The sequence below is a fragment of the Brevundimonas sp. M20 genome (genome assembly GCF_006547065.1).
GTDB lineage: Bacteria > Pseudomonadota > Alphaproteobacteria > Caulobacterales > Caulobacteraceae > Brevundimonas.
The window spans coordinates 539,954-563,218 of record NZ_CP041243.1 but is presented as its reverse complement, the minus strand read 5'-3'; the positions used below and the strand labels follow the sequence as shown (position 1 = coordinate 563,218).

Here is a 23,265-nt window from a genome sequence, read left to right as displayed (position 1 = left end):
GCAACCCCACGCGGATCGAGGTATTGTCCCGCTTGATGTTGCAAGTGCCCCCGCCTCCCCCGACCGACCTGCCCGAAATCGTCGTCACCGGTGCGCGCCTGCCCCCGGCGGCGGGCGAGGCGGCCTTCGCCGTCATCAGGCTCGATGAACGCGACCTGCGCGTCGAGCAGCGGCTGGACGAGGCGCTGTCCTCCGTCCCCGCCGTCTCCCTGTTCCGTCGCACCTCCAGCCTCGCGGCCAATCCGACGACACAGGGGATCAGCCTGCGGGCCATCGCCCCCTCGGGCGCGGGCCGGACGCTGGTGACGCTGGACGGCGTGCCGGTGAACGATCCTTTCGGCGGATGGGTGATCTGGTCCCAGCTTCCGACGGAAAGCCTGTCCGCCCTCGACATCGTGCGCGGCGCCGGCGCCGGTCCTTACGGCGCGGGCGCCCTGACAGGCGTGATCCAGCTGCGTGAGCGGGACACGGGCTGGACCGTCGACGCCTCAATCGCCGAACGCGGCGGCGCCCGCCTGTCGGCCTCCGGCGCAACCGATCTCGGCCCGGCGCGCGTCGTCGCCTCGGGTCTGTACGAGACCAGCGACGGCTATGTCCCTGTACGGGGCGCGGCCGCCGGCGCCGCCGACACCCCGCTAGATCTGGAGGTTCAGGCCGCTTCCGTCCGCGCCGACCTGCCCGTCGGTCCCGCCACGGTGTCACTGCGCGCCTCCGCCTTCGAGGAGGATCGCGGCTCGGGTCTCGCGGGGGCGCGTTCGACCGCCTCGGGCAACGCCCTGTCGGCCACCGCCGCCGTCCAGCCCGACGCCGACCGACCCGGCTGGCGGCTACAGGTCTGGCGGCGCGAAAGCGATCTGGCCAACACCTCCGTCGCCGTCGCCGCCGACCGCGCCACGACAACACCGGCCAACAACCAGTTCGAGACGCCCGCCGTCGGCTGGGGCGTCAACGCCGCCCTGCGCCGGGTTCTCGTCAGCGGCATCGGTCGCTTCGAATGGGAACTGGGCGCCGACGCCCGTTTCGCCGACGGCGAGACTCGCGAGATGTTCCGCTACATGGGCGGCCAGTTCACCCGCGACCGCATCGCGGGCGGTGAAACCTCCGTCGTCGGCGCCTATGCCGAGGGCTCGTGGACGACCGGCCCCTGGCTGTTCGCGGGCGGCTTGCGCGCCGATCGCTGGGAGAACACCGACGGCCATCGCTTCGAGCGCGACCGCCAGACCCTCGCCGTCACGCTTGATGAGACCGATCCCGACCGATCCGGCGAAGTCGTCAGCGCCCGCCTCGGCGTCCGCCGCGACATTGGCAACGGACAGGCACTTCGCCTCGCCGCGTACACCGGCTTCCGCCCCGCTACCCTGAATGAGCTCCACCGCCCGTTCCGCGTCGGCAACGACCTGACCGAAGCCAACGCCGCGCTCGAACCCGAGACCGTCACCGGCGCCGAAGCGGGCTGGAGCTGGACCGGCGGTCGCGCGTCCCTGACCGCCACCGCCTTCTGGACCCGGCTGGACGACGCCATAGTCAACGTCACCATCGGCGCTGGCCCTGCCACCTTCCCCCGCGCAGGCTTCGTCCCGGCGGGCGGCGTCCTGCGCCAGCGCCAGAATGCCGGAACCATCGAGGCCGTCGGCATTGAACTGGATGGCCGGTTCGAACTGACCGAAGCCCTCACCCTGCGCGCCGCCCTGTCGCTGACCGACGCCGAAGTGGACGGCGGAACCGCCGCGCCCCAACTGACCGGCCTGCGTCCCGCGCAGGCCCCGCGCTTCAGCGCCGTCGCGGGTCTCGACTGGCGGGCCACCGACCGCCTCACCCTCGCCGCCGACGCCCGCTGGGAGAGCGACCGTTTCGAGGACGACCTGAACAGCCGCGTGCTGGAGGCGGGCGGAACCCTCGATCTGCGCGCCGACTGGAGCCTGAACGACACGACCACCCTCTGGGTCAGCGCCGCCAACCTGTTCGATGCGGAAGTCGAGGTGTCCGAAACCGGAACCGGCGTCGCCGGCTACGCCCCGCCCCGGACCCTGGGCGTGGGCGTCAGACTGTCGCGCTGAACGGCCTCACGGGACGACTTGCAAACGGTTCTCAATTTCGGCATGAACCGCTCGTGACCGAAGCCGCCGCGACAGCTCCCAAGCCCAGGAAAGCCCTGAACGCCACCCGGTCGTTCTGGCTGAAGCAATTGCACCAGTGGCACTGGATTTCGGCGGCCGTCAGCCTGATCGGCCTGATGCTGTTCGCCGTCACCGGCATCACCCTGAACCACGCCGCCTCGATCCCGGCCGAGCCGGTCACCGCGACCGCCACCGCCACCTTGCCCGCGCCCCTGCTGGAGCGCCTGTCCGCCTTTCCGGAAGAGACCACCGATCCGGTCCCCGACGCCGTCGCTCGCTGGGCGCGGGACGCCTTCAAGGTGAAGATCGACGGCCGCCCGACCGAGACCACGGTCGATGAAATCTACGTCGCCCTGGCCGAGCCCGGCGGCGACGGCTGGCTGACGATCGACCGCGCCACCGGCGAAGCCTCGCGCGAGCGCACCACCCGCGGCTGGATCGCCTATCTCAATGACCTCCACAAAGGCCGGAACGCGGGCAAGGTCTGGTTCTGGTTCATCGACATCTTCGCCGCCGCCTGCATCATCTTCGCCGTCACCGGCTTCGCCCTGACCTGGATGCACGCGAAGCAGCGCCCCTCGACCTGGCCTCTGCTGGGTCTCGGCCTGCTGATCCCCGTCATCATCGCCCTTCTGTTCATTCACTGACGCCCTCCCCCGGACCTCATCATGCGTAAGTTGCCTATCGCCCTGACCGCCGCCGCAGCCGCCGCCGTCGCGACCCCGGCCCTTGCCGCCGATCTGAACGTCACCGTCCAGATCCCGACCCTCAGCGTCGCCGCCTATCACCGTCCCTATGTCGCGGTTTGGATCGAGCGCCCGGACAACACCGCCGTACGCACCCTCGCCGTCTGGTACGAGGTCTCCAACGTCCGCGAGGGCAAGGACTGGCTGAAGGACATGCGCACCTGGTGGCGTCGGGGCGGCCAATCGCTGAACCTGCCCGCCGACGGCGTCTCCAGCGCCACCAAGGCGCCCGGCACGCACACTGTCCGCATCCCCGCCGCCCGCCTGCGCGACCTGCCGGCCGGCGACTATGTGATCGTTGTCGAGGCCGCCCGCGAGCTCGGCGGGCGTGAAGCTGTCCGCGTCCCCTTCCGCTGGGGCGCTCCCAACACCGGCCGCGCGGCCGGGACCCGTGAACTCGGCGCCGTCACCGTCGCCGTCACCCGCTAAAGGAAGCCTGCCATGAAGAAGTCCCTCGCTCTCATCGCGGCGCTCGCCGCCCTCGCCCTGCCGCTCTCGGCCCAGGCTCACCGCGCCTGGCTGGCCCCGACCTCGACCTCGCTCTCGGGCGCCGAGGCCTGGGTCGGCTTCGACGCCGGCATGTCCAACGGCGTCTTCATTCCCGATCACGCCGCGATGAACCTGTCCGGCCTGACCATCACCGCCCCGGACGGCTCAACCGTTCAGGCCGAAAACATGGGCCGCGCCCGCTACCGTTCCACCTTCGACCTGCACCTGACCCAGCAGGGCACCTATCGTGTCGCCAACGTCATGGGCGGCGTGATCGTCAGCTACAAACAGGGCGGTGAGCAGAAGCGCTGGCGCGGGACCGAGGCTGAAATGGCCGCCAACATTCCGGCGGACGCCACCGACGTCGTCGCCACCCGCAACAACAGCCGCATCGAGACCTTCGTCACCCTCGGCGCCACCTCGACCGGCGCGCTGGCTCCGACCAATGAAGGCATCGAGCTGATCCCGGTGACCCACCCGAACGCCCTCGCCGCCGGTGAGGCCGCCACCTTCAAATTCATCCGTGACGGCCAGCCCGTCGCCAATCAGGAAGTCACCATCGCGCGCGGCGGCACCCGCTACCGCGACAACCCCGAAGAGATGACCGTCACCACCGGCGCCGACGGCTCCTTCACCGTCACCTGGCCCGAGGCCGGCATGTACTGGATCAACACCTCGGTCCGCACCGCGGCCCAAGGCGGGCAGATGGCCGCCAACGCCCAGTACAACGGCGCCCTGGAAGTCCTGCCCTGACCCGTCCGGGAGGCCCCCTCTCACGCCACAGCGCGCCGCCCACGATCATCGTGGGCGGCGATGCTGTTCCGCGCCCTGCGAACAGGGTGCTGATCCCGACCCACGGTCGCGCCCCGGCCCGTCCGCCGTCGGCCCTGATCTGGGATTTCGCAGGGCAGACCATGGGCACCGACTGGTCCGTCCGTCTGGTCCCGCCGCACGGCGCCGAGCGCGCCGCCTTCCAGTCCGCCATCGACGGGGAACTGGCCCGACTCATCGCCCTGTTCAGCCATTGGGACAGTCGCTCCGAACTGGCGCGCTTCAACGCCGCGCCTGAAGGTTTCTGGGCGGTGTCCGAACCCTTCTGGCAGGTGCTGACCCGCTCGCTCGATCTGGCGGACGACACCGACGGCGCGGTCGACCCGACCCTCGGCGCCCTGGTCGATGTCTGGGGCTTCGGCCCGCCCGGTCCGCGTCCCGCCGACGCCTCCCCTCTTCCCTCCGACGATGAGATCGCCGCCGCTGCCGCCGTCTCCGGCTGGAACCGCCTGCGCCTCAATCGCGACCGTCGCGCGGTCCAGCAGATCGGCGGGCTGAAGCTCGACCTGTCCGGCATCGCCAAGGGCCACGCCGTCGACCGCCTGTCCGAAGTGCTCTCCGATATGGGCGCCGGGCATCATCTGGTCGAGATCGGCGGCGAACTGCGCGGTCGCGGGGTGAAGCCGGACGGCCACCCCTGGTGGGTCGAGCTGCAACAGCCGCCGGGAGCCCCCGCGCCTCGCACCGTCGTCGCCCTGTTCGACCTCGCCGTCGCCACCTCCGGCGACTGGGTCCGCGGCTACGCCGTCGAAGGCCGCCGCTACAGCCACACGCTCAACGGCCGCACCGGTCGCCCGATCGAAAACGGCGTCGCGGGGGTCACCGTACTGACCGACACCGCGATGTATGCGGACGCCATGGCCACGGCCCTGACCGTCATGGGCCCGACAGAAGGCCCGGCCTTCGCCACCGACATGAAGATCGCCGCCGCCTTCGTCGTGCGCGGCGCCGACGGCGCGCTCACTGAAACCGTCACTCCGGCCTTCCGGGCCATGTTGGAAGAGGGCGCGTGACCACCGATCCCGTGCGTCTGATGTGGGCCGCCGTCGCGGTCGGCCTGTGGCTGCTAAGCATATTCGCGGTGATCGTCACCCGCGCGCTGGCCAGACGCGCCGCCGCGCGCAAGGCCGCGGCCCTGTCCGGCCCGGACGGCGCCGACACCGTTCTGGTGGCCTTCGCCAGCCAGACCGGTCTGGCCGAGGAACTGGCGTGGATGACGGCCAAAAGCCTGTCCGACGCCGGAACGCCCGCACGCGTGGTCCTGTTGGGCGATCTCGAACCCGCCGAGCTGAAGGCCGCCGGACGCCTGCTGGTCATCGCCTCCACCACCGGCGAGGGCGATCCCCCCGACAGCATGTCGTGGTTCGTCCGCACCGTGATGAAGGCCCCCGCCGATCTGTCGGGCCTGTCCTATGGCCTGCTGGCGCTCGGCGACAGCACCTACGCCGAATACTGCGGTTTCGGCCGCGCGCTGGACAGCTGGCTGAAGCGCTCGGGCGCCGAACCCCTGTTCGATCACGTCGAGGTCGATAACGGCGACACCGGCGCCGTCCGCCACTGGCAGCATCAGCTGGGCCTGATCACCGGCTCGACGGTTCAGGCCGACTGGACGCCGCCCGCCTATGACCGCTGGCGGCTGGTCGAGCGCCGCCTGCTCAACCCCGGCAGCCCCGGCGGCGAGGTCCATCTGCTGGCCTTTGAACCCATCGATCACACGCCCCACTGGGTCGCGGGCGACATCGCCGAGATCGGCCTGCCCGACCCCACTCAGGGCAGCCGCGAGTATTCCGTCGCTTCCCTGCCCTCCGCCGGCCGGGCCGAGTTCATCATCCGCCGCATGACCCGTCCGGACGGCACGCCCGGCCTGGCCTCCGGTTGGCTGACGGGCGACCTCCAGCCCGGCGCCGAGGTCGGCATGCGCATCCGTGTCAACCGCAGCTTCCACGGACCCGACGCCGCCACGCCCCTGATCCTGATCGGCAACGGCACGGGTCTGGCCGGTCTGCGCGCCCACCTCAAGGCCCGCGAGGGTCAGGCCCACGGCGGCGCCTGGCTGATGTTCGGCGAGCGCACCCGCGCCCACGACGCCCTGCTGGACGATGAACTGGAAGCGATGCTGTCCTCCGGCCTGCTCACCCGCCTTGATCGCGTCTTCTCGCGCGACGCAGGGGACGGCCGCTATGTCCAGACGTTGATCACCGAACAGGCTGGCGCGCTCAAGGACTGGCTGTCACGCGGAGCCGTGATCATGGTCTGCGGCAGCCTTGAAGGGATGTCCAAAGGCGTCCACGAGGCGCTAGAAACCGTCATCGGCGCCGAGGGCCTGCTGGGTCTGACCGAAGCGGGCAGGTATCGGCGGGATGTCTACTGACGCCCTGACCGCGCTTGGACGGCGGGCAGTGAGCCCGGAAAGTGACTAGTGGTTAGTGATTAGTGATTAGTGGGTGGCTGGGCCTGCAGCCGGTTCCAGGACGACAACAGCCCGTGACGCCGCGAACCACTAATCACTAACCACTAATCACTTGCCCGCACGGCGCCTGCCGTCCACGCACCACCGCCCGAGCCAGCCGCCCCCTCACACCTCCGCCCAGCGGCGCATCAGGTTGTGATAGACCGCCGTCAGCTCCAGCACGGCCTGATCCTTGGGCCCCTTGTCCAGACTGACGCGCTGGATCGCGACGTCCAGTCGGAACAGGGTCTCGCGGTCGGCGTCATCCCGGATCAGGCTCTGCAGCCAGAAGAAGCTCGACACCCGCTGCCCGCGCGTCACCGGCGTCACCCGGTGCAGGCTCTTGGACGGATACAGCACCAGATCGCCGGCGGGCAGCTTCACCGACTGCGGCCCGTACATCTCCTCGATGATCAGCTCGCCGCCGTCATAGTCCTCGGGCTCGGACAGGAAGAGTGTGCAGGACAGGTCGCTGCGGATGCGAGTGTTCCCGCGTTGGCGGATTGCATTGTCGACATGCACCCCGAAATGCTCCCCGCCCTGATAGCGGTTGAACAGGGGCGGAAAGACCGTGTGCGGCAGGGCCGCCGACACGAACATCGGATTGGCGTTCAGCGCCTGCTGGATCAGCCCGCCGACCTCGCGCGCCTCCGCCGAATCTTCCGGCAGTTGCTGGTTCACCTTGGCCGTCGCCGACTGGTGCCCCGAGGTGACGTTGCCGTCCGCCCAGGGGCCCTTGTCCAGCGTCGCGCGCAGGGCCGCGACCTCGGCCTTGGTGAACACTTCGGGAATGTGCAGCAGCATGGCCGCCTCCTTGTTGCGCCTGTCTCCGGACGCGGAAAAACCCGGGGGATCAGGTCATCAGGGAAGACACCTGAACCCCCCGGGTTCTACGCCAGAAGACCGTTAGGCCTAGTAGCGCAGGTTCAGCGTCAGCAGCGCCTGACGAGCCGGGGCCACATCGGCGTGGTGCACGCCGTTGGTCCGGATGATGTACTCCTCATCACCCGCGTTCTGGATGTTCAGCTGCAGCGAGGCCGTGTCGTTGATTTCATACGAGGCGAACAGGTCCACGCGGGTGTATTCCGGCGCATAGATCCGGTTCGTGCCGCCGCCGGCGCCGCCCTGGTTCCCGCCGAAGCTGTCGGAGACGTAGTACAGCCCGCCGCCGAGGCTCAGCTTCGGCATCACGCGATAGGTGGTGAACAGGCTGAACGAATGCTCCGGCGTATTGGCCAGACGCTGACCGTTCAGCGGGTTCGGCAGACCGCCCGTGGTCAGGGCGCCCTTGATCAGCTCCGAATCCATCCAGGTGTAGCCGCCGAACACCTGCCATTCCGGCGTGATGTTGCCCGACACGCCCAGCTCCAGACCCTGTACCCGCACCTCACCGTCCTGAACCACGACCGGCGTGGTCTGGGTCACGGCGTTCTCACGGTCCAGACGGAAGATCGCGGCGCTCAGTTGCAGCTGGTCATGGAACAGGCTGGCCTTGGCGCCGATCTCGTAGCTGGTGGTCTCTTCCGGATCGAGGATCGACTGCGCCGCGGTCGGGGCGGTGTTCTGGTCGCCGGCGGCGATGGTCGGCGGCGTCGAGGAGGTCGAATACGACGCATAGACGCTGGTGTTGCTGGTCGGCTTGTAAACCAGACCGATCTGGTAGTTGACGAAGTCCCAGTCCGCCGAGGGCGTCTGTGTCTCGGTGACAGCGCCATAGACGCCGGCGGTCGCGGTGGCCGAGCGGTTCACGCCCTCGACCGAATAGCTGTCCCAGCGCAGGCCCAGGTTCAGGATCAGGCGATCCGTCAGATTGATGCTGTCGAAGGCGTAGACGCCGACCGTCTCGGTCGTGCTCTGGCTGGTCGGGCCGCGGTTGATGACGCCCGTCCATGAGTCGCCGGTGTTCGGCGCATAGACGCGGGTGCAGTCGCCGGCGCCGAGGCTGTTCAGGGTCGCGGTCGTCAGCACGAAGCCCGCCGGGCAGGCCGAACCGGCCGTGGTGTAGGTCGAATAGGCCGCGTTGCGGTTCTTCTCGCGGGCCAGCTCCAGACCCACATTGAAGTTGTGGCGGATCGAGCCCGTTGAGAAGGCGCCGGTCAGGTCCGTGACATTGGCCAGGGTGTCGACCGGGTTCCAGCGCGTCTTGGTCCCACGCTTCATCCACCATTCGCCCGCCACGAACTGGGCCGCGCCGCCGTCGCCGGGGTTCGTGACGATGTAGTCGTTCAGCGTCTCGGAGTAGCGCGTCACGTTGCGGATGCGCAGGGTCTCGCTGAACCGGTGCTCGACCGCGACGGTGAAGCTGTCGACCGTATTGTTCAGATAATCGCGGTCTGACAGGCCGTAGAAGCTGCTGTACGGCACATCCAGAATGCCGCTGTCGGTCGTGCGCGTGCCGATCTTGGTGAACAGCGGGATGCCGTAGTCAGGCATCTGGTTTGAATCCAGATGATAGTAGCTGGCGGTCAGGGTCGTCGCCTGACCCAGACCGATCGCATAGGACAGGCCCAGGCCCCACTTGTCGTAATCGACCGAGTCACGGCCCGGGACGTCGCCCTCGGCGGCCATCAGGTTCAGGCGCAGGGCCGAGTTATCGGTCAGCGCCCAGTTCTGGTCGACCGTGCCGCGCAGATAGCTGTCGGTGCCCAGACCGACGCTGTAGCGGCTGAAATTCTGCAGGCGCGGCACCTTGGAGCCCAGGTTGATCGACCCGCCGCCCGAGCCGCGGCCCGAATAGACCGAGTCCGCCCCCTTGATGACCTCGACCTGCTCCAGATTGAAGACTTCGCGTTGCTGGCCGCCGGTGTCGCGGATGCCGTCCACGAAGATATTGTTGCCCGACGACTGGCCGCGGATGAACGGACGATCCGACAGCGGCTGACCGCCTTCGCCGGCGCCGAAGGTGATGCCCGGCGACGTGCGCAGAATGTCCTGCAACGACGTCGCGGCGGTCTGCTCGATGATCTGGTGCGGAATGATCGTGACCGAACGCGGCGTATCGACCAGCGGCGCGACGAACTCGGGCGATTGCGGCTCGCGGCGGGCGCGCTCGCCCGTCACCGTCACAGTGCCCAGGGTCGTCGCTTCGCGATCCTGCTGGGGGCCGGCCGTCTCGACCACCGGATCACCGGCGAGGGCCGGAGCGGCGGCCAGCAGCATGCCGGCGGCGCTGGAAGCGAAAAGAAGCGAACGAAGCGCATCGGCGCGGTTGGTCATGGGAGCGGTTCCGGGGAGGGGAATGATCTCTGCGAGCGGGTCGCAATATCATCTTCCCTCCTCATCGCAACCATTTTTGAGACGCATTCTCAAAATTCGTCGAGTGTCCCGAGGGCGCGTCAAGGTGACGGAATGTCCCCCGACAATCGCCGCGCCGTCGCTCGCGATTGCGTCTGCCTCGCATTCCGCTTGCGGAACAGCGCTTTACGGAGGATTCACCTGTATCGAGCAGATTGGGCGCGTGAAATCGCGGTCCGTCTGCCAGTATTGGTCGACCCGGATCGGGCGTGGCCCCGCCGACCGCCCGCGCATCCCCACATCCCGCCTCCAGCAACGACCGGAGACGCGCTGATGCCGCCCCCGGCCCTGCCACGCCTGCCGCGCTTCGGTCGGGTCCGGACACGGCTGGCGATCCTGTGCGCCGGCCTGTTCGGGGCGGCCCTGCTGATCTCGGCCCTGCTCCTGCCCCTGCTGCATCCGATCACCGACGCGATGAAGCCGCATGAGGCGGCGGTGTTTGGCGGCCTGTCCTTCGCCGTGGTCGCCCTCATCGTCCTGCTGATCGGGTTCAGGACCATGATACGCGACGTGCGCGACCGCGAGGAGCGACTGACCCACATCGCCCTGCATGATCAGGAGACGGGCCTGCCCAACCGGCTGGCGCTGGAGCGTCTGGCCGCCTCGCAGGACGGCCTGTGGGTCATCCTTGTCGGCATCGACCGCTTCGAGGTGGTCCGGGACGCGATCGGCTACGACGCCACGGCCCGTCTGGTGAATGCTGTCGGGCGCCGTCTGGCCGCCCTGTCCGGCGCCTCCATATCCCGCGTCAGCGCCGCCGTGCTGGGCCTCGTCGTCGTCGCGAAGGATGAGGACGAAGCTCTTTCCATCGCCACCACTCTGTCCGACGCCGCCCGCGCCCCGTTCGATGTCTCCGGCGCGCCCGTCGACATCGCCCTGACCGCCGGGGTCGCCCACAGGGGCGAGACCGGCGCCCATCTGACATCCCCTGTCGACCGGGCCGCCATCGCCGTCGAGCGCGCCCGCCGTCTACGCCGTTCCGCCGCCGGTTTCGACGCCGCCGCCTACGGTGATCCGGCCGGGAACCTGTCCCTGATCTCCGAACTGATGGCCGCGCTCGACAACGGCGAGTTCTCTCTGGCCTATCAGCCCAAATACGACTTCCGCGCCGAGCGTATTACCGGTGTGGAGGCCCTCGCCCGCTGGACACACCCGCGTCGGGGTGAGGTTCCGCCGGACCTGTTCGTCAGCATGGCCGAGGAAACCGGCCACATCCGCCCTTTGACCGAATGGGTGGTGCGTCAGGCCATTCTTGATCAGGCCGTCATGGCCGCCGCCGGGCATGAGGTCATCGTCTCGATCAACATCTCGGGCCGCTTGCTGTCCGACGACAGCTTCGCCGACTTCGCGCTGGAGCAGATCAGCGCCTCCGGCGCACGCCTGTGTTTCGAGATCACCGAGACGGCGGTCATGCACGACCCCGAACGCGCCCTGGCCGTCATCGACCGCCTGTCCGCCGCCGGGGTGCTGATCTCGCTGGACGACTACGGTTCGGGCCTGTCGTCCCTGACCTATCTGAAGCGCATCCAGGCCGATGAACTGAAGATCGACAAGAGCTTCGTGCTCGACATGGACCAGTCCGGCCGCGACGCCCTGCTCGTCAAGTCGACCATCGATCTGGCCCACGGTCTGGGCCTGAAGATCACCGCCGAAGGCGTCGAAACGCCGACCGCCCTGTCCCTGCTGCGCGGCATGGGCTGTGACATGGCGCAGGGCTATCTGATCGGCCGCCCCAGGCCGCTGGACCTGCTGATCGAGCGCCTGAACGGTCCATCGGCCGAGACCGACGCCATCGCCGCGCGGAACTGACGCTCAGCCTGCCGCCACCGCCTTCATCGTCACGGAGGGATCGGCCAGCCGGTCCGCATCCACCGGCGTCTGCTTGCCGATCATCAGACGTCCGGCCATGAACTCGGCGGGCGCATTGACCGCCTCGACGCTCACGATCCGGTCTCCCGCCAGATGAAAGACCGCGAAGCCGCCGGTCGCCGCATCGCCGCGCACCACCTGACGATCCGCCTCGTTCGGCAGTCCGGCGATCTGCAGCTTCAGATCATACTGGTCCGACCAGAACCACGGGACTTCCGGAGCCGGAGCCGCGCGCCCGACGATGGCCGAAGCCGCCTGCTTGGCCTGCTCCAGCGCATTGGGCACGCTTTCCAGACGATGCATGGCGCCGCCGTGGACCGGCACGGGCCGGTAGGTCATGTCACCGATGGCGAAGATCGACGGGTCCGACGTCCGGGCCTCCGCATCCACCACCACCCCGTTCAGGCAGTCCAGTCCGGCCGCCCGCGCCAACCCTTCATTGGCCAGCGCGCCGACGCCCACCAGCACGACATCGGCCTCGATCAACCGCCCGTCCGCCAGCCGCACGCCGGCATCCTCGAACCCGGTCACCTCCGCCGAGGTCAGGATCTCCACCCCGTGGCTGCGATGATAGCCGGTGAAGAAGGCTGACAGGGTTTCCGAGGCGACGCGCGCCAGCACCCGGTCCATCCGCTCGATGACCACCGCCTCGGCGCCCAGAGCGCGGGCGGATGCCGCCGCCTCCAGCCCCACATAGCCGCCGCCGACCACCGCCAGACGCTTGCCCGGCCCTAGCGCCGCCTTCAGCTTCTCCGCATCCACCAGCGTGCGCAGCTCCAGCAGGTCCGGACGATCCGCCCCCGGAATGGCCAGCCGACGCGCCGTCGATCCCGTCGCCAGGATCAGCACGTCATAGGGTTCTACCGTCCCGTCGCTGAACGTCGCCGTCTTCATCGTCCGGTCGATGGCCGTCGCGGTCACCCCGGTTCTCAGGGTGATGTTCTGTTCGACATAGAAGCTCTCGGGCCGCAGCAGCAGCGCCTCCAGATCGGCCTCGCCCTTCAGCCAGGCCTTCGACAGCGGTGGCCTCTGATAGGGGGGCGCGGCCTCGTCACCGGCCAGAACGATCGCGCCCTCATGTCCATACTGGCGCAGCAGCGCCGCCGCCGTACCGCCCGCGTGTCCCGCGCCGATGATCAGAACCTTTGTCATGTTTCGCAAGTAGTGCGATCCACCGGAAAACGCCAAGAGTCTCCTGCACGCCCGCTTCGGCTTGTCGGATTCACGGCGTCATGCAAACGTTGTTCTGCCAATTTTTTCACCGGGGAGTGAAATATGCTGTTCAGGTCCATCATCGCCGCGACGGCCGCGGTTCTTCTGGTGGCTCCGGCCGCCCATGCGCAGGACACCTCCGCCCGCGCCACCTACGGCTCGGTGCGACTCAGCTCCGGCTTCACCCCCGATCCGCATACGGTCAGCCTGACCGCCGGTGGCTCCATCGACGCCTCGAACCTCGGCTCGCCCTGCACCGGCTCCATCGCCCGCGCGCCGGATTACGAGCTGACCTACGACGCCGGTTCGCTGCCGCTCTACATCGTCGCCAGCGCCTCCTCGGACACCACCCTGGTCGTCAACGGTCCGGACGGCCTCTGGTACTGCGACGACGACTCCAACGGCGGAACCAACCCGCAGGTCACCTTCAACACGCCCCGTTCCGGAACCTATGACATCTGGGTCGGCACCTTCGGCGGCGGCACGGCTTCGGCGACCCTGACCATCACCGAACTGACGGGCGACGGTGGCGGCGGTGGCGGCGGTGACGGTGGCTATCCGGACACCAGCGCCCGGGCGACCTATGGCGAAACCTACCTCAGCTCGGGCTTCACCCCCGACCCCCACCGGGTCAGCCTGACCGCGGGCGGCAGCATCCAGGCCTCCGTCGTCTCGTCCTCGTGCCGCGGCATCATCGCCGTCGCGCCGGACTACCAGATCACCTACACCGCCGGCTCCCTGCCGCTCGCCATCCAGACGCAGTCAGGCTCGGACACGACGCTGGTGGTCAACGCTCCCGACGGTCAGTGGTACTGCGACGACGACTCGGGCGGCGGCACCAACGCCCAGGTCTACTTCTCCAAGCCGTCGTCGGGCGTCTATGACATCTGGGTCGGCGTCTACAGCGGCAGCAACAACCCGGCGACCCTGCTGGTCACCGAGGTGCCGTAGGCCAGCACGTCCCGCTTTCGGAACCGCTGACGGGCGTCGGGGATTGACCCTGACGCCCGTTTCGCTTTCTCACCTTGACCGTCACATGGTGTTTCAGCGCGCGCCCGGCGGTTGGCTCCGCGCGCGGAAGCGGCCAAAGACCCTTCATCCTGAAGGGTTCAAATAAGTGAAGGAGCACGAATGGCGGCCCTGGTCCTGTTCGGCGGCGGCGGCGACCTCGCCATGCGGATGCTGTTGCCTTCGCTCTATTTCCTCGACCACGAGGGCCTGCTGGCCGACGATCTGAAGATCATCGGCGCCGCCCGCTCCGACGAAAGCCGCGACGAGTACGTCGCCAAGGTCCGCGCCACGGTCGAGAGCAAGGCCCGCGCCGACAACGCCTGGACCGACGCCGCCTGGGCCCGCATGGAGGCCCGCCTCGAATACCTGCCCGTCGACGCCACCAGCGCCGACAGTCTGAAGCCGCTCAAGGCCATGTGCGGCGACGGCGAGATCACCTCCTTCCTGGCGGTCTCTCCCTCCCTCTACGCCCGCATCGTCACCGCGATGAAGGACGCCGGTCTGGCCGACCGGAACTGCCGCGTGGTGCTGGAGAAGCCGGTCGGCCGCGACCTCGCCAGCTTCCGCGAGATCGACGACGCCGTGGGCCAGGCCTTCCGAGAGGATCAGGTCTTCCGCATCGACCACTACCTCGGCAAGGAGACGGTCCAGAACCTGATCGCCCTGCGCTTCGGCAACACCGTATTCGAACCGTTGTGGAACAACCTGTCCATCGACCACGTCCAGATCACCATCGGCGAGACGGTCGGCGTCGGTGATCGCTGGCCCTACTACGATGAGTACGGCGCCCTGCGGGATATGCTGCAGAACCACATGCTCCAGCTGCTGTGTCTGGTCGCCATGGAGCCGCCGTCCGACCTCGACCCGGACTCGGTTCGCAATGAGAAGGTCAAGGTCCTGCGCTCCCTGCGCCCCATCACCCACGAGGAAGCCGAACGCGTCACCGTGCGCGGCCAGTACGTGGCCGGGACCGTCGAGGGCAAACCGGTCAAGGGCTATGACGAGGAACGCGGTCAGGATTCGGACACCGAAACCTTCGTCGCCATCCGCGCCGATATCGACAACTGGCGCTGGGCGGGCGTGCCCTTCTTCATGCGCACCGGCAAGCGCCTGCCCGAGAAGCGCACCGAGATCGTCATCCAGTTCAAGCCGCTGCCGCACTCCATCTTCGACCGCGACGACCGCGGCGACGTGCAGGCCAACCGCATGATCATCGAGCTGCAGCCCGAGGAAGACATCTCCCTGACGGTGATGAACAAGCGTCCCGGCCTGGACCAGCGCATGCAGCTTCAACCGATCAAGATGAGCCTGTCGTGGGGCGTCGGCGGAAAGGGGGACGCCGCGCCGCGCCGCCGCATCGCCTACGAGCGCCTGTTGCTCGACGCCCTGCACGGCGACAGCACCCTCTTCGTCCGTCGCGACGAGGCCGAGGCCGCGTGGAAATGGGTCGACGAGGTCTCCGAGGCCTGGGCCGACGGCGATGTGAAGCCGCAGGTATACGTCGCCGGAACCTGGGGCCCCGACTCTTCCGACATGCTGATGGCGCGCACGGGGCGGGAGTGGAATGTCAGCGATGCCTGAGATCGAAGTCTTTGCTGATGGAGCGAGTTGGGCCGACGCCGGCGCCGCCCGCCTGACTGACACCCTGTCCGCCGCCATCGCCGAAACCGGCAAGGGCGTGTTCGCGGGCGCGGGCGGTTCGACCCCCTCGCCCATCTACCGCCTGATGGCCGCCGCCTCGCTCGACTGGTCGAAGGTCGCGGTGACCTTGGTGGACGAGCGCTACGTTCCGGAGACCTCGCCGGAGTCCAACGCCGCACTGATGAAGCAGACCCTGCTGACCGGCTCAGCCGCAGCCGCCCGCTTCGTGCCCCTGTACACCCCGGAGGTCACCGTCGACCGCGCCGCCATCGTCGCCGCCCACGCTCTGGCCGCCGAGACCGACCGTCTCGACGCCGTTCTTCTCGGCATGGGGGAGGATGGCCATATCTGCTCTATGTTCCCCGAAAGCCCGACGCTGAAGACCCTGCTCACCCCCACGCTCAAGCCGACCGTGCTTGGCGTTCCCCGAGGCCGCGACGGTCTGGCCCCCAGCCTTGAGCGCCTGTCGATCAACCTGCCGTACCTGATGCAGGCCCGCCGGGTGGTTCTGGCCCTGACCGGCAAACAGAAGCGCGCCGTGTTCGAGCGCGAGGCCGCGGGCGATCCCGCGACCCAGCCCATCGCCGCCCTGATCGCCGCGAGCGTTCCGCTCGAAGTCCTCTGGACGGAGGCCGCCGCCTGATGCCCAAGCTCCATCCCGTCGTGGCCGAGGTCACCGCCCGCATCGTCGAGCGTTCCCGGACCACCCGCACGGACTACCTGCGCCGCATGGACGCCGCCCGCGACAGCGGCTCGGGTCGCGCCAAGCTGTCCTGCGCCAACTGGGCCCACGCCTTCGCGGGCCAGACCCTCGCCGACAAGCTCACCGCCATGGGCGGCAAGCAGCCGAACGTCGGCATCGTCACCGCCTTCAACGACATGCTCTCGGCCCACCAGCCATTCGAGCGCTTCCCCGAGATCATCCGCGCCGCCACGCGCGAGGTCGGCGCGACGGCCCAGGTCGCCGGCGGCACGCCCGCCATGTGTGACGGCGTCACCCAAGGTCGCCCGGGCATGGAGCTGTCGCTGTTCAGCCGCGACGTCATCGCCATGTCCACCGGCGTCGCCCTGACCCATGACGCCTTCGACGCCGCCATGATGCTTGGGGTCTGCGACAAGATCGTCCCGGGGCTGTTCATCGGCGCCCTGGCCTTCGGCCACCTGCCGGTGATCTTCGCCCCGGCCGGTCCGATGCCGTCGGGCATCCCCAATGCCGAGAAGGCCCGCGTCCGCGCCCTCTACGCGCAAAATCAGGTGGATCGTCAGACCCTGCTGGAAAGCGAGATCGGCTCCTACCACTCGCCCGGCACCTGCACCTTCTACGGCACCGCCAACTCCAACCAGATGATGATGGAGATGGCCGGTCTGCATCTGCCCTCGACCGCCTTCGTGCACCCGGAGACCGGCCTGCGCGACGCCCTGACCGCCGCCGCCGCCAGGCGCTCGGTCGAGCTGGCTCGCACCGACTCAGGCCGTATGGCCGACGTCATTTCCGAGAAGTCGATCGTCAACATGATCGTGGCCCTGCTGGCCACCGGCGGCTCGACCAACCACGCCATCCATCTGGTCGCCATGGCGCGCGCCGCGGGCGTGATCATCGACTGGACCGACATGGACCAGTTGTCCTCGGCGACCCCGCTTCTGGCCCGCGTCTATCCGAACGGCTCGGCGGACGTGAACGCCTTCCAGGCCGCCGGCGGCGTCGCCTTCGTCACCCGCGAACTGGCCGAGCACGGCAACATCCACGCCGACGTCGAAACCGTCATGGGCAAGGGTCTGGACGCCTATTTCCAGGAACCGTCCATGGTCGACGGCGAACTGATGTGGCGCGACGGCGTGGCGCAAAGCCTGGACACCGACATCCTGCGTCCCGCCTCCGATCCGTTCCAGAAGGACGGCGGCCTGCGCCTCGTGAAGGGCGATCTGGGCCGCGCGGTCATCAAGGTCTCGGCGGTCAAGCCGGAGAACCGCATCGTCGAGGCCCCCGCCGCTGTCTTCGAATCGCAGGAAGAGGCCCTTCAGGCCTTCAAGGACGGCAAGCTGAACCGCGACGTCGTCGTGGTCCTGCGCTTCCAGGGCCCCCGCGCCAACGGGATGCCGGAACTGCACAGCCTGTCACCCGCCCTGTCCGTGCTTCAGGACAAGGGCTTCAGGGTCGCCTTCGTCACCGACGGCCGCATGTCCGGCGCCTCGGGCAAGACGCCCGCCGCCATCCACGTATCGCCTGAAGCCCTCGCGGGCGGCCCTCTGGCGCATGTGCGGGACGGCGACATCATCCGTCTGGACGCCGAGGCCGGGGTGCTGAGCACCGTGGGCGTCGCTGATCTGACCGCCCGCCCCGCCGCCCACCGCACCGAGGCTCACGCCACCGGTTCCGCATGGGGATACGGCCGCGAGCTGTTCGGGGCCTTCCGCCATGTCGTCTCGACCGCCGAGGAAGGCGCCTCCGTCTGCTTCGCCGTGCCGCACGGCGCGCCCGTTAACGAAGACACCCCGCCCGATCCGAACATCGTCGACCGGGCTGTCGACGCGTGACGCATATTGTTTATTCCGCTCATCCCCGCGCAGACGGGGACAAGCGGGCAGGAGGAACAAGGCCATGACCATCAACTGGGACCGCACCCTGCTCGTCGGCGACGTCGGCGGCACCAACGCCCGCTTCGCCATCGCCCACATGGTCAACGGCAAGCCGGTGCTCGAGCACCATGAAAGCTTCCCGGCGGAGACCTATCCGACCTTCCTCGAAGGCGTGAAGGCCTTCATCGACGGCTGCGAGGTCAAGCCGACCGGCGGCGTCATCGCCGTGGCCGGTCCGGTCACCGACGGCGAGATCGACCTGACCAACTCGCCCTGGCGGGTGTCGGAAACCGAGCTGGGCACGCTCGGCCTCAAGCCCGTCCGCCTGATCAACGATTTCGAGGCTCTGGCCTGGGGCGCTCCCGTTGTCCCGCAGGCCGAGCTGGCGTCGCTGGGCGGGCCGGAAGAGGGCGACCCGCACGCGGCCATCGCCGTGCTCGGGCCGGGCACCGGCTTCGGCGTCTCGGCTCTGGTGCGCGATGCGCGCGGCAATGAACTGGCCATGCCGTCCGAGGGCGGCCACGCCTGCTTCGCCCCGGGCGACCCGATCGAGGACGAAATCCTGCGCATCCTGCGCCGCCGCTATGACCGCGTCTCGATCGAGCGCCTGATCTGCGGCCCCGGCCTGCTGAACATGCACCGCGCCCTGGCCGAGATCGACGGTCGCGAGACCCACATCGACGACCCGGCCCAGATCACCGCCGAGGCGCTGGAAAACCCGAACAGCCACTGCGGCGCCACCTTGGCCCGCTTCTGCGCCCTGCTGGGCGCCGTGGCCGGCGACATCGCCCTGACCACCGGCGCGCGCGGCGGCGTCTATATCGCCGGCGGGATCGCTCCGCGCATCCTGCCCTTCCTCAAGGCCAGCCCCTTCCGCGAGCGGTTCGAGCGCAAGGGCCGGTTCAAGGACTACATGGCCGCCATCCCGACCCATGTGATCCTGCACAAGCACGCCGCCCTTCTGGGCGCCGCCCGCGTGGCCTTCGCCGCGTCGGAATAATCAACGATCAGGTTCACGTCGCCCTCACGGCGGCGTGAACCTTTTTGACTCCCGCAGGTTGGTCCGGTCCCAGGAAGAGAAAAAAGGGACTGTTCCTATGCGTAAGATGATCATCGCCGCTACCGCCGCCTTCGCCTTCGCCGGCCTTGCCGCCTGTGGCGAAAGCGCCGCCGACAAGCAGGCTGAAGCCACCGCCGACCAACTGGAAGCGCAGGCCGCCGCCACGCCGAACGAGGCCGAGGAAAAGGCCCTCAACACCGAGGCTGACCGTATCGAGCAACAGGGCGGCAACGCCGATGGCGGCATGACCACCTCCAACACCCCCAGCACCACGCCGTCGGGTGAAATGACCACGCCGCCGGCCCCGGCGCAGTAAGCTCGTTCCGTCCACGGACGAACGACGAAGGCCCCGCCGCTCTCGCGACGGGGCCTTTTGCTTGGGCCAGACCGGGAGGTGATTGGTGACTGGTGATTGGTGAAGGTGGGCCGACCGACGGCTCGATTGGCTGCCCTTCACTTCAGGCAATCACCAATCACCCAATCACCAACCACACGAGGTACTCAGTCGACGCAGATCGTCGCCTCGGCCTTGCCGTTCTCGACCGTGGTGTAGCAGCCGAAGCGGCTGCTGGTGCGCTGGCAGGTACCGACCGCGGCGGCGCCCGCCTGCGGCGTGCCCGAGGCGGCTTCCTCGATCCGGCAGTCGCCCTGACAGTCCGAGCCCGTCGTGCAGCGCCGGCCCGCGTCCGTGTAGGTGATCACGCAGCGCACCGACTGCATCCGGCCCTGCGGCAGCATCTTGCCGCCCGCGCGATCACATAGGGCCGCGTCGGTCGTCCCGGCGGCGCTGGCCTGCGTCGGCTGCGGCGCGGGCGAGGCCGAGGCGTTGTCCGTCGCCGGCATCGGCTGGCAGGCGACGGCGAACAGGGCCGCAACCGCGATGATCACGCGCTTCATGGGTTCACTTGTCCTTTTTCAAAGCCGGTCCAGACGTCGTCGTAGTCCAGCTGCATCGTCGGCGAGGTTTGCGCCCATTCCGTGGTGCGGATCGGCATTCGGGTCTCGAACATGAAGGCCAGGGTGTTCTCGATCTTCACCGGCTTCAGCTCGGCGGCGACCGCCTTGTCATAGGACGCCTGATCCGGCCCGTGCCCGCTCATGCAATTGTGCAGGCTGGCGCCGCCGGGGGCGAAGCCGCCCTCCTTGGCGTCGTATTCGCCCGTCACCAGTCCCATGAACTCACTCATGACGTTCCGGTGGAACCACGGCGGGCGGAAGGTGTCCTCGGCCACCATCCAGCGCGGCGGGAAGATGACGAAGTCGCAGTTGGCCGTCCCCGGCGTATCCGACGGGCTGGTCAGCACCGTGAAGATCGAGGGGTCCGGGTGGTCAAAACTGACCGTCCCGATCGTGTTGAACTTCGCCGTATCGTATTTGCAGGGCGCGTAGTTGCCGTGCCAGCCGACCACATCCAGCGGGCTGTGATCGAACGTGGTGACGTACAGACGCCCGCCGAATTTCTGGATGCACTCGGTCGGACGATCCACGTCCTCGAACGCCGCCACCGGGGTCTGGAAGTCCCGCGGATTGGCCAGGCCGTTCGAACCGATCGGTCCCAGATCCGGCAGGCGGAAGGCCGCGCCATAGTTCTCGCAGACATAGCCGCGCACCGGCCCGGAGACCTCGACCCGGAAGCGCACGCCGCGCGGGATGACCACGATCTCGCCCGGCCGGGCGTCGATGCATCCCATCTCGGTGACGAAGGCCTGCTCGCCCTGCTGCGGCACGATCAGCATTTCACCGTCGGCGCAATAGAAGACCCGGTCGGTCATCGACCGGTTGGCGGCGTACAGGTGGATGCCGACGCCGGTCAGCGCCTCCGCATCCCCGGTCCCGCCATAGGTCACCAGCCCCTCGACCCAGTCGGTCGGTTCGGTCGGCAGCGGCAGGGGATCCCAGCGCATCCGGTTCGGGCTCGGCGGCGCCTCATGGAAGGGGCCGGAGCGCACCAGCTTCTGCGGGAAGGGCCTGTAGGCCGGATGCTGCGCCGACGGACGCAGGCGATACAGCCAGCTGCGGCGGTTCTCGGTGCGCGGCGCGGTGAACGCCGTCCCCGACAGCTGCTCCGCATACAGCCCCATCGGCGCCCGCTGCGGCGAATTCCGCCCCTCGGGCAGCGCGCCCGGCACGGCCTCGGTCGCGAAATGATTGCCGAAGCCGCTGAGGTACTGAGGCGCGTTGGCTCGCGTCGTCATGTGATGCTCTCCCTTGCGGGAGGTTTAGCAGGCGCGCCCGGGGGCGGGCCACCCCCGCACAGGCCGCTAAGGAGTTTGCGGAGAATGGCGCGGCAGCGTCGATCAGGAGACGGCGGCTTCGTCGAGGCCGGAGACGCCTCGAACACCGGCGCCGACAGCCCTCAGCTCTCCCACCGCAGCGGCAACCGCACCTTCAGCCCCCTGACCGACCGGCCATTCGCAAGCCTTGGGTGAAGGCGGAAGAACTGGCTTAGATGCAGGGCGTGGCGCGTCACCCGCTCATCTCCCGGCGGACTGGACCGCTCCACGACACAGTCGTGCAGGGCGCCGTCGGCCAGAACCGAACACAGCAGTTCCGCATCCGCCTGCGCGGGCCACTCGGTGACCATTGGGATCAGGGCCTCGGACGGAGGCGTCGCCGCCCATCGCGGGCTGACGATCACCCCGTCCACCACTTGGGGACTTTGAAGGGCGAGAACAGCGAGGGCAGCGAGCAGCATGGGCGTTCCCTACTCCATCTCCAGCCGGAAGTCCCCGTCCCGCTCCCCGGCCGTCAGCAGCCACCCGTCGTTCAACCTCAGCGTCCAGCCCGGCCCTTCAACCGCCTCCGCCGACGCAGGCGCCACCACCGTGACCCCGCTCCAGTTGTCGTCGATCAGGGCGCCGTCGGTGACCTCCAGCACGCCCCAGGCGTCCACCACCCTCAGCGTCGGATAGACCGAGCCATGCGGCGGCAGGGCGATGATCTTGCCGGGATCGAAGGCGATCTGCATCGACAGGAACGGCAGCCGCAAGCGCGGTCCGTCCACCAGCTTCGCCGTCCAACCCGCCGCGACCACCCGCGCCTGTTCCGCGCGCAGGGCCTCCTCCATCCGGATCGCCGCCCCGCCGTATCGCGTGTCGGCGGACACGGTTTCTCCCGCCGTCAGCCCCATCGCCGTCGCCAGTAGGACGCCCAGATCATCGGTCCCCTTCAGACCTCGCCGCCATTCCGGCGCCGCCTGATCCAGCAGCAGGCCATAGGCCGGTCCGGACGCATAGGCGAAGCTACGCACATAGGTCGCCCCGCCCTCCGCCGAACCCAGCGCCGCCACCGCCAGCGCCTTCGCATCCCCGCCTGACAGCCTCAGCCCGGTGTATTCGGCCAGCCCCTCATTCATCTCCAGCGCCCGCTCGTCCTCGGCGCTCCCCAACGCCCGCCGGGCGGCCCGGAAGGCCAGTGCATCGGACACCGCCTGCCGCCGTGCGGCGTCACTGTCCGCGTTCAGCGCCGCCGCCAGCGCGCGCCACTCCAGCCGCATCAGGGCGCGACCGTCCTCGCTGTCCAGATGCGCCGGGGTCGGAGACCGGGCGGGAAGGCCGAGCGCCTCCTGCACCCCGTGCCAACGCTCATGCGCCATCAGCGCCCGCCGTCGCACGGGATCCTGCGGAAGGGGCTGCATCAGCATCGCCCAGCGCACCCCGTCCCAGTCCAGCGACGTATTGGCGATGTTGACCGTTCCCGGCAGCGTTGCTGTGAACAGGTCGTCGTCGGACTGCAGGGCGTCGCTCGTCCCCCTGTGGTCCGTATGGATCGTCCGGGTCGCCGGATCGACCAGCAGCACGGGCGTGCACAGCTCGACGCCCCAAAGGTCCCCGTCCGCCGCGCAAGCCGCCCGCGCCTCGGCGAACACCTCCGCCGGCGTCAGAGCCGGTGTCGGGGTCTGGGCCAGAACCGGAGCGGCGATAAAGGCCGCAAGCCCGGCCAGTGCGAGTACGCGCATGAGCAAACTCC

Annotated in this window: 20 protein-coding genes; 13 read left to right on the top strand and 7 right to left on the bottom strand. The window is 68.8% G+C overall.

Annotation, left to right across the window (positions count from 1 at the left end):
• Positions 1-35: 35 nt before the first annotated feature.
• The 6 genes from FKQ52_RS02750 (at position 36) to FKQ52_RS02725 (ending at position 6,554) form a co-directional block, all read left to right on the top strand.
• Positions 36-2,057, top strand: a complete 2,022-nt coding sequence (locus FKQ52_RS02750) for a TonB-dependent receptor (protein WP_141625769.1) — start codon at positions 36-38, stop codon at positions 2,055-2,057.
• 53 nt (positions 2,058-2,110) lie between these two features.
• The gene (locus FKQ52_RS02745) at positions 2,111-2,764 is read left to right on the top strand and encodes a PepSY-associated TM helix domain-containing protein (protein ID WP_141625768.1); all 654 of its coding nucleotides are present in this window, start codon (positions 2,111-2,113) and stop codon (positions 2,762-2,764) included.
• 21 nt (positions 2,765-2,785) lie between these two features.
• Complete coding sequence (locus FKQ52_RS02740; RefSeq protein ID WP_141625767.1) at positions 2,786-3,292, top strand: DUF2271 domain-containing protein; 507 nt, start codon at positions 2,786-2,788, stop codon at positions 3,290-3,292.
• Positions 3,293-3,304: 12 nt separating this feature from the next.
• The gene (locus tag FKQ52_RS02735) at positions 3,305-4,105 is read left to right on the top strand and encodes a DUF4198 domain-containing protein (RefSeq protein ID WP_141625766.1); all 801 of its coding nucleotides are present in this window, start codon (positions 3,305-3,307) and stop codon (positions 4,103-4,105) included.
• An 86-nt stretch (positions 4,106-4,191) separates the two neighbouring features.
• Complete coding sequence (locus FKQ52_RS02730; RefSeq protein ID WP_240811721.1) at positions 4,192-5,196, top strand: FAD:protein FMN transferase; 1,005 nt, start codon at positions 4,192-4,194, stop codon at positions 5,194-5,196.
• Complete coding sequence (locus tag FKQ52_RS02725) at positions 5,193-6,554, top strand: sulfite reductase subunit alpha (RefSeq protein ID WP_240811720.1); 1,362 nt, start codon at positions 5,193-5,195, stop codon at positions 6,552-6,554. Before FKQ52_RS02730 ends, FKQ52_RS02725 begins: the two co-directional genes overlap by 4 nt.
• A 204-nt stretch (positions 6,555-6,758) precedes the next feature.
• On the opposite strand, the gene FKQ52_RS02720 is transcribed toward FKQ52_RS02725, so the two are convergent.
• A complete protein-coding gene (locus FKQ52_RS02720) occupies positions 6,759-7,436 on the bottom strand; it encodes a Fe2+-dependent dioxygenase (protein WP_141625764.1) in 678 nt (225 codons plus the stop codon).
• A 108-nt stretch (positions 7,437-7,544) separates the two neighbouring features.
• The gene (locus FKQ52_RS02715) at positions 7,545-9,848 is read right to left on the bottom strand and encodes a TonB-dependent siderophore receptor (protein WP_141625763.1); all 2,304 of its coding nucleotides are present in this window, start codon (positions 9,846-9,848) and stop codon (positions 7,545-7,547) included.
• Between the two features lie 351 nt (positions 9,849-10,199).
• On the opposite strand from FKQ52_RS02715, the gene FKQ52_RS02710 reads away from it, so the two are divergent.
• Entirely contained in the window at positions 10,200-11,735 is a 1,536-nt protein-coding gene (locus FKQ52_RS02710; protein WP_168196773.1) for a bifunctional diguanylate cyclase/phosphodiesterase, read from the top strand.
• Between the two features lie 3 nt (positions 11,736-11,738).
• On the opposite strand, the gene FKQ52_RS02705 is transcribed toward FKQ52_RS02710, so the two are convergent.
• Positions 11,739-12,947 carry an NAD(P)/FAD-dependent oxidoreductase gene (locus FKQ52_RS02705; protein ID WP_141625761.1) on the bottom strand — a complete coding sequence of 403 codons (1,209 nt, stop codon included), beginning with the start codon at positions 12,945-12,947 and terminating at the stop codon, positions 11,739-11,741.
• 123 nt (positions 12,948-13,070) lie between these two features.
• On the opposite strand from FKQ52_RS02705, the gene FKQ52_RS16520 reads away from it, so the two are divergent.
• The 6 genes from FKQ52_RS16520 to FKQ52_RS02675 all read left to right on the top strand — a co-directional run bounded on the left by FKQ52_RS16520 (position 13,071) and on the right by FKQ52_RS02675 (position 19,612).
• The gene (locus tag FKQ52_RS16520; protein ID WP_205750834.1) at positions 13,071-13,958 is read left to right on the top strand and encodes a peptidase; all 888 of its coding nucleotides are present in this window, start codon (positions 13,071-13,073) and stop codon (positions 13,956-13,958) included.
• Positions 13,959-14,138: 180 nt separating this feature from the next.
• The gene (zwf, locus tag FKQ52_RS02695; RefSeq protein WP_141625760.1) at positions 14,139-15,599 is read left to right on the top strand and encodes a glucose-6-phosphate dehydrogenase; all 1,461 of its coding nucleotides are present in this window, start codon (positions 14,139-14,141) and stop codon (positions 15,597-15,599) included.
• Positions 15,592-16,302 (top strand): 6-phosphogluconolactonase, encoded by a 711-nt coding sequence (gene pgl, locus FKQ52_RS02690; protein ID WP_205750832.1) that lies wholly within the window; start codon positions 15,592-15,594, stop codon positions 16,300-16,302. Before zwf ends, pgl begins: the two co-directional genes overlap by 8 nt.
• A complete protein-coding gene (gene edd / locus FKQ52_RS02685; protein WP_141625758.1) occupies positions 16,302-18,194 on the top strand; it encodes a phosphogluconate dehydratase in 1,893 nt (630 codons plus the stop codon). The genes pgl and edd overlap by 1 nt, the downstream gene beginning before the upstream one ends.
• Positions 18,195-18,258: 64 nt before the next feature.
• Positions 18,259-19,236, top strand: a complete 978-nt coding sequence (glk, locus tag FKQ52_RS02680; RefSeq protein ID WP_141625757.1) for a glucokinase — start codon at positions 18,259-18,261, stop codon at positions 19,234-19,236.
• Between the two features lie 97 nt (positions 19,237-19,333).
• The gene (locus FKQ52_RS02675; protein ID WP_141625756.1) at positions 19,334-19,612 is read left to right on the top strand and encodes a hypothetical protein; all 279 of its coding nucleotides are present in this window, start codon (positions 19,334-19,336) and stop codon (positions 19,610-19,612) included.
• Positions 19,613-19,797: 185 nt separating this feature from the next.
• Here FKQ52_RS02675 and FKQ52_RS02670 read toward each other — a convergent pair whose 3' ends face one another.
• From FKQ52_RS02670 to FKQ52_RS02655, 4 genes are all read right to left on the bottom strand, one after another.
• Positions 19,798-20,193 (bottom strand): hypothetical protein, encoded by a 396-nt coding sequence (locus tag FKQ52_RS02670; RefSeq protein ID WP_141625755.1) that lies wholly within the window; start codon positions 20,191-20,193, stop codon positions 19,798-19,800.
• Positions 20,190-21,491 (bottom strand): homogentisate 1,2-dioxygenase, encoded by a 1,302-nt coding sequence (gene hmgA, locus FKQ52_RS02665; RefSeq protein ID WP_141625754.1) that lies wholly within the window; start codon positions 21,489-21,491, stop codon positions 20,190-20,192. The genes FKQ52_RS02670 and hmgA overlap by 4 nt, the downstream gene beginning before the upstream one ends.
• Before the next feature lie 161 nt (positions 21,492-21,652).
• The gene (locus FKQ52_RS02660) at positions 21,653-21,991 is read right to left on the bottom strand and encodes a hypothetical protein (protein WP_141625753.1); all 339 of its coding nucleotides are present in this window, start codon (positions 21,989-21,991) and stop codon (positions 21,653-21,655) included.
• Between the two features lie 9 nt (positions 21,992-22,000).
• Positions 22,001-23,254: a hypothetical protein gene (locus FKQ52_RS02655; RefSeq protein ID WP_205750830.1), complete on the bottom strand. Its 1,254-nt coding sequence runs from the start codon at positions 23,252-23,254 to the stop codon at positions 22,001-22,003.
• Positions 23,255-23,265 lie beyond the last annotated feature (11 nt).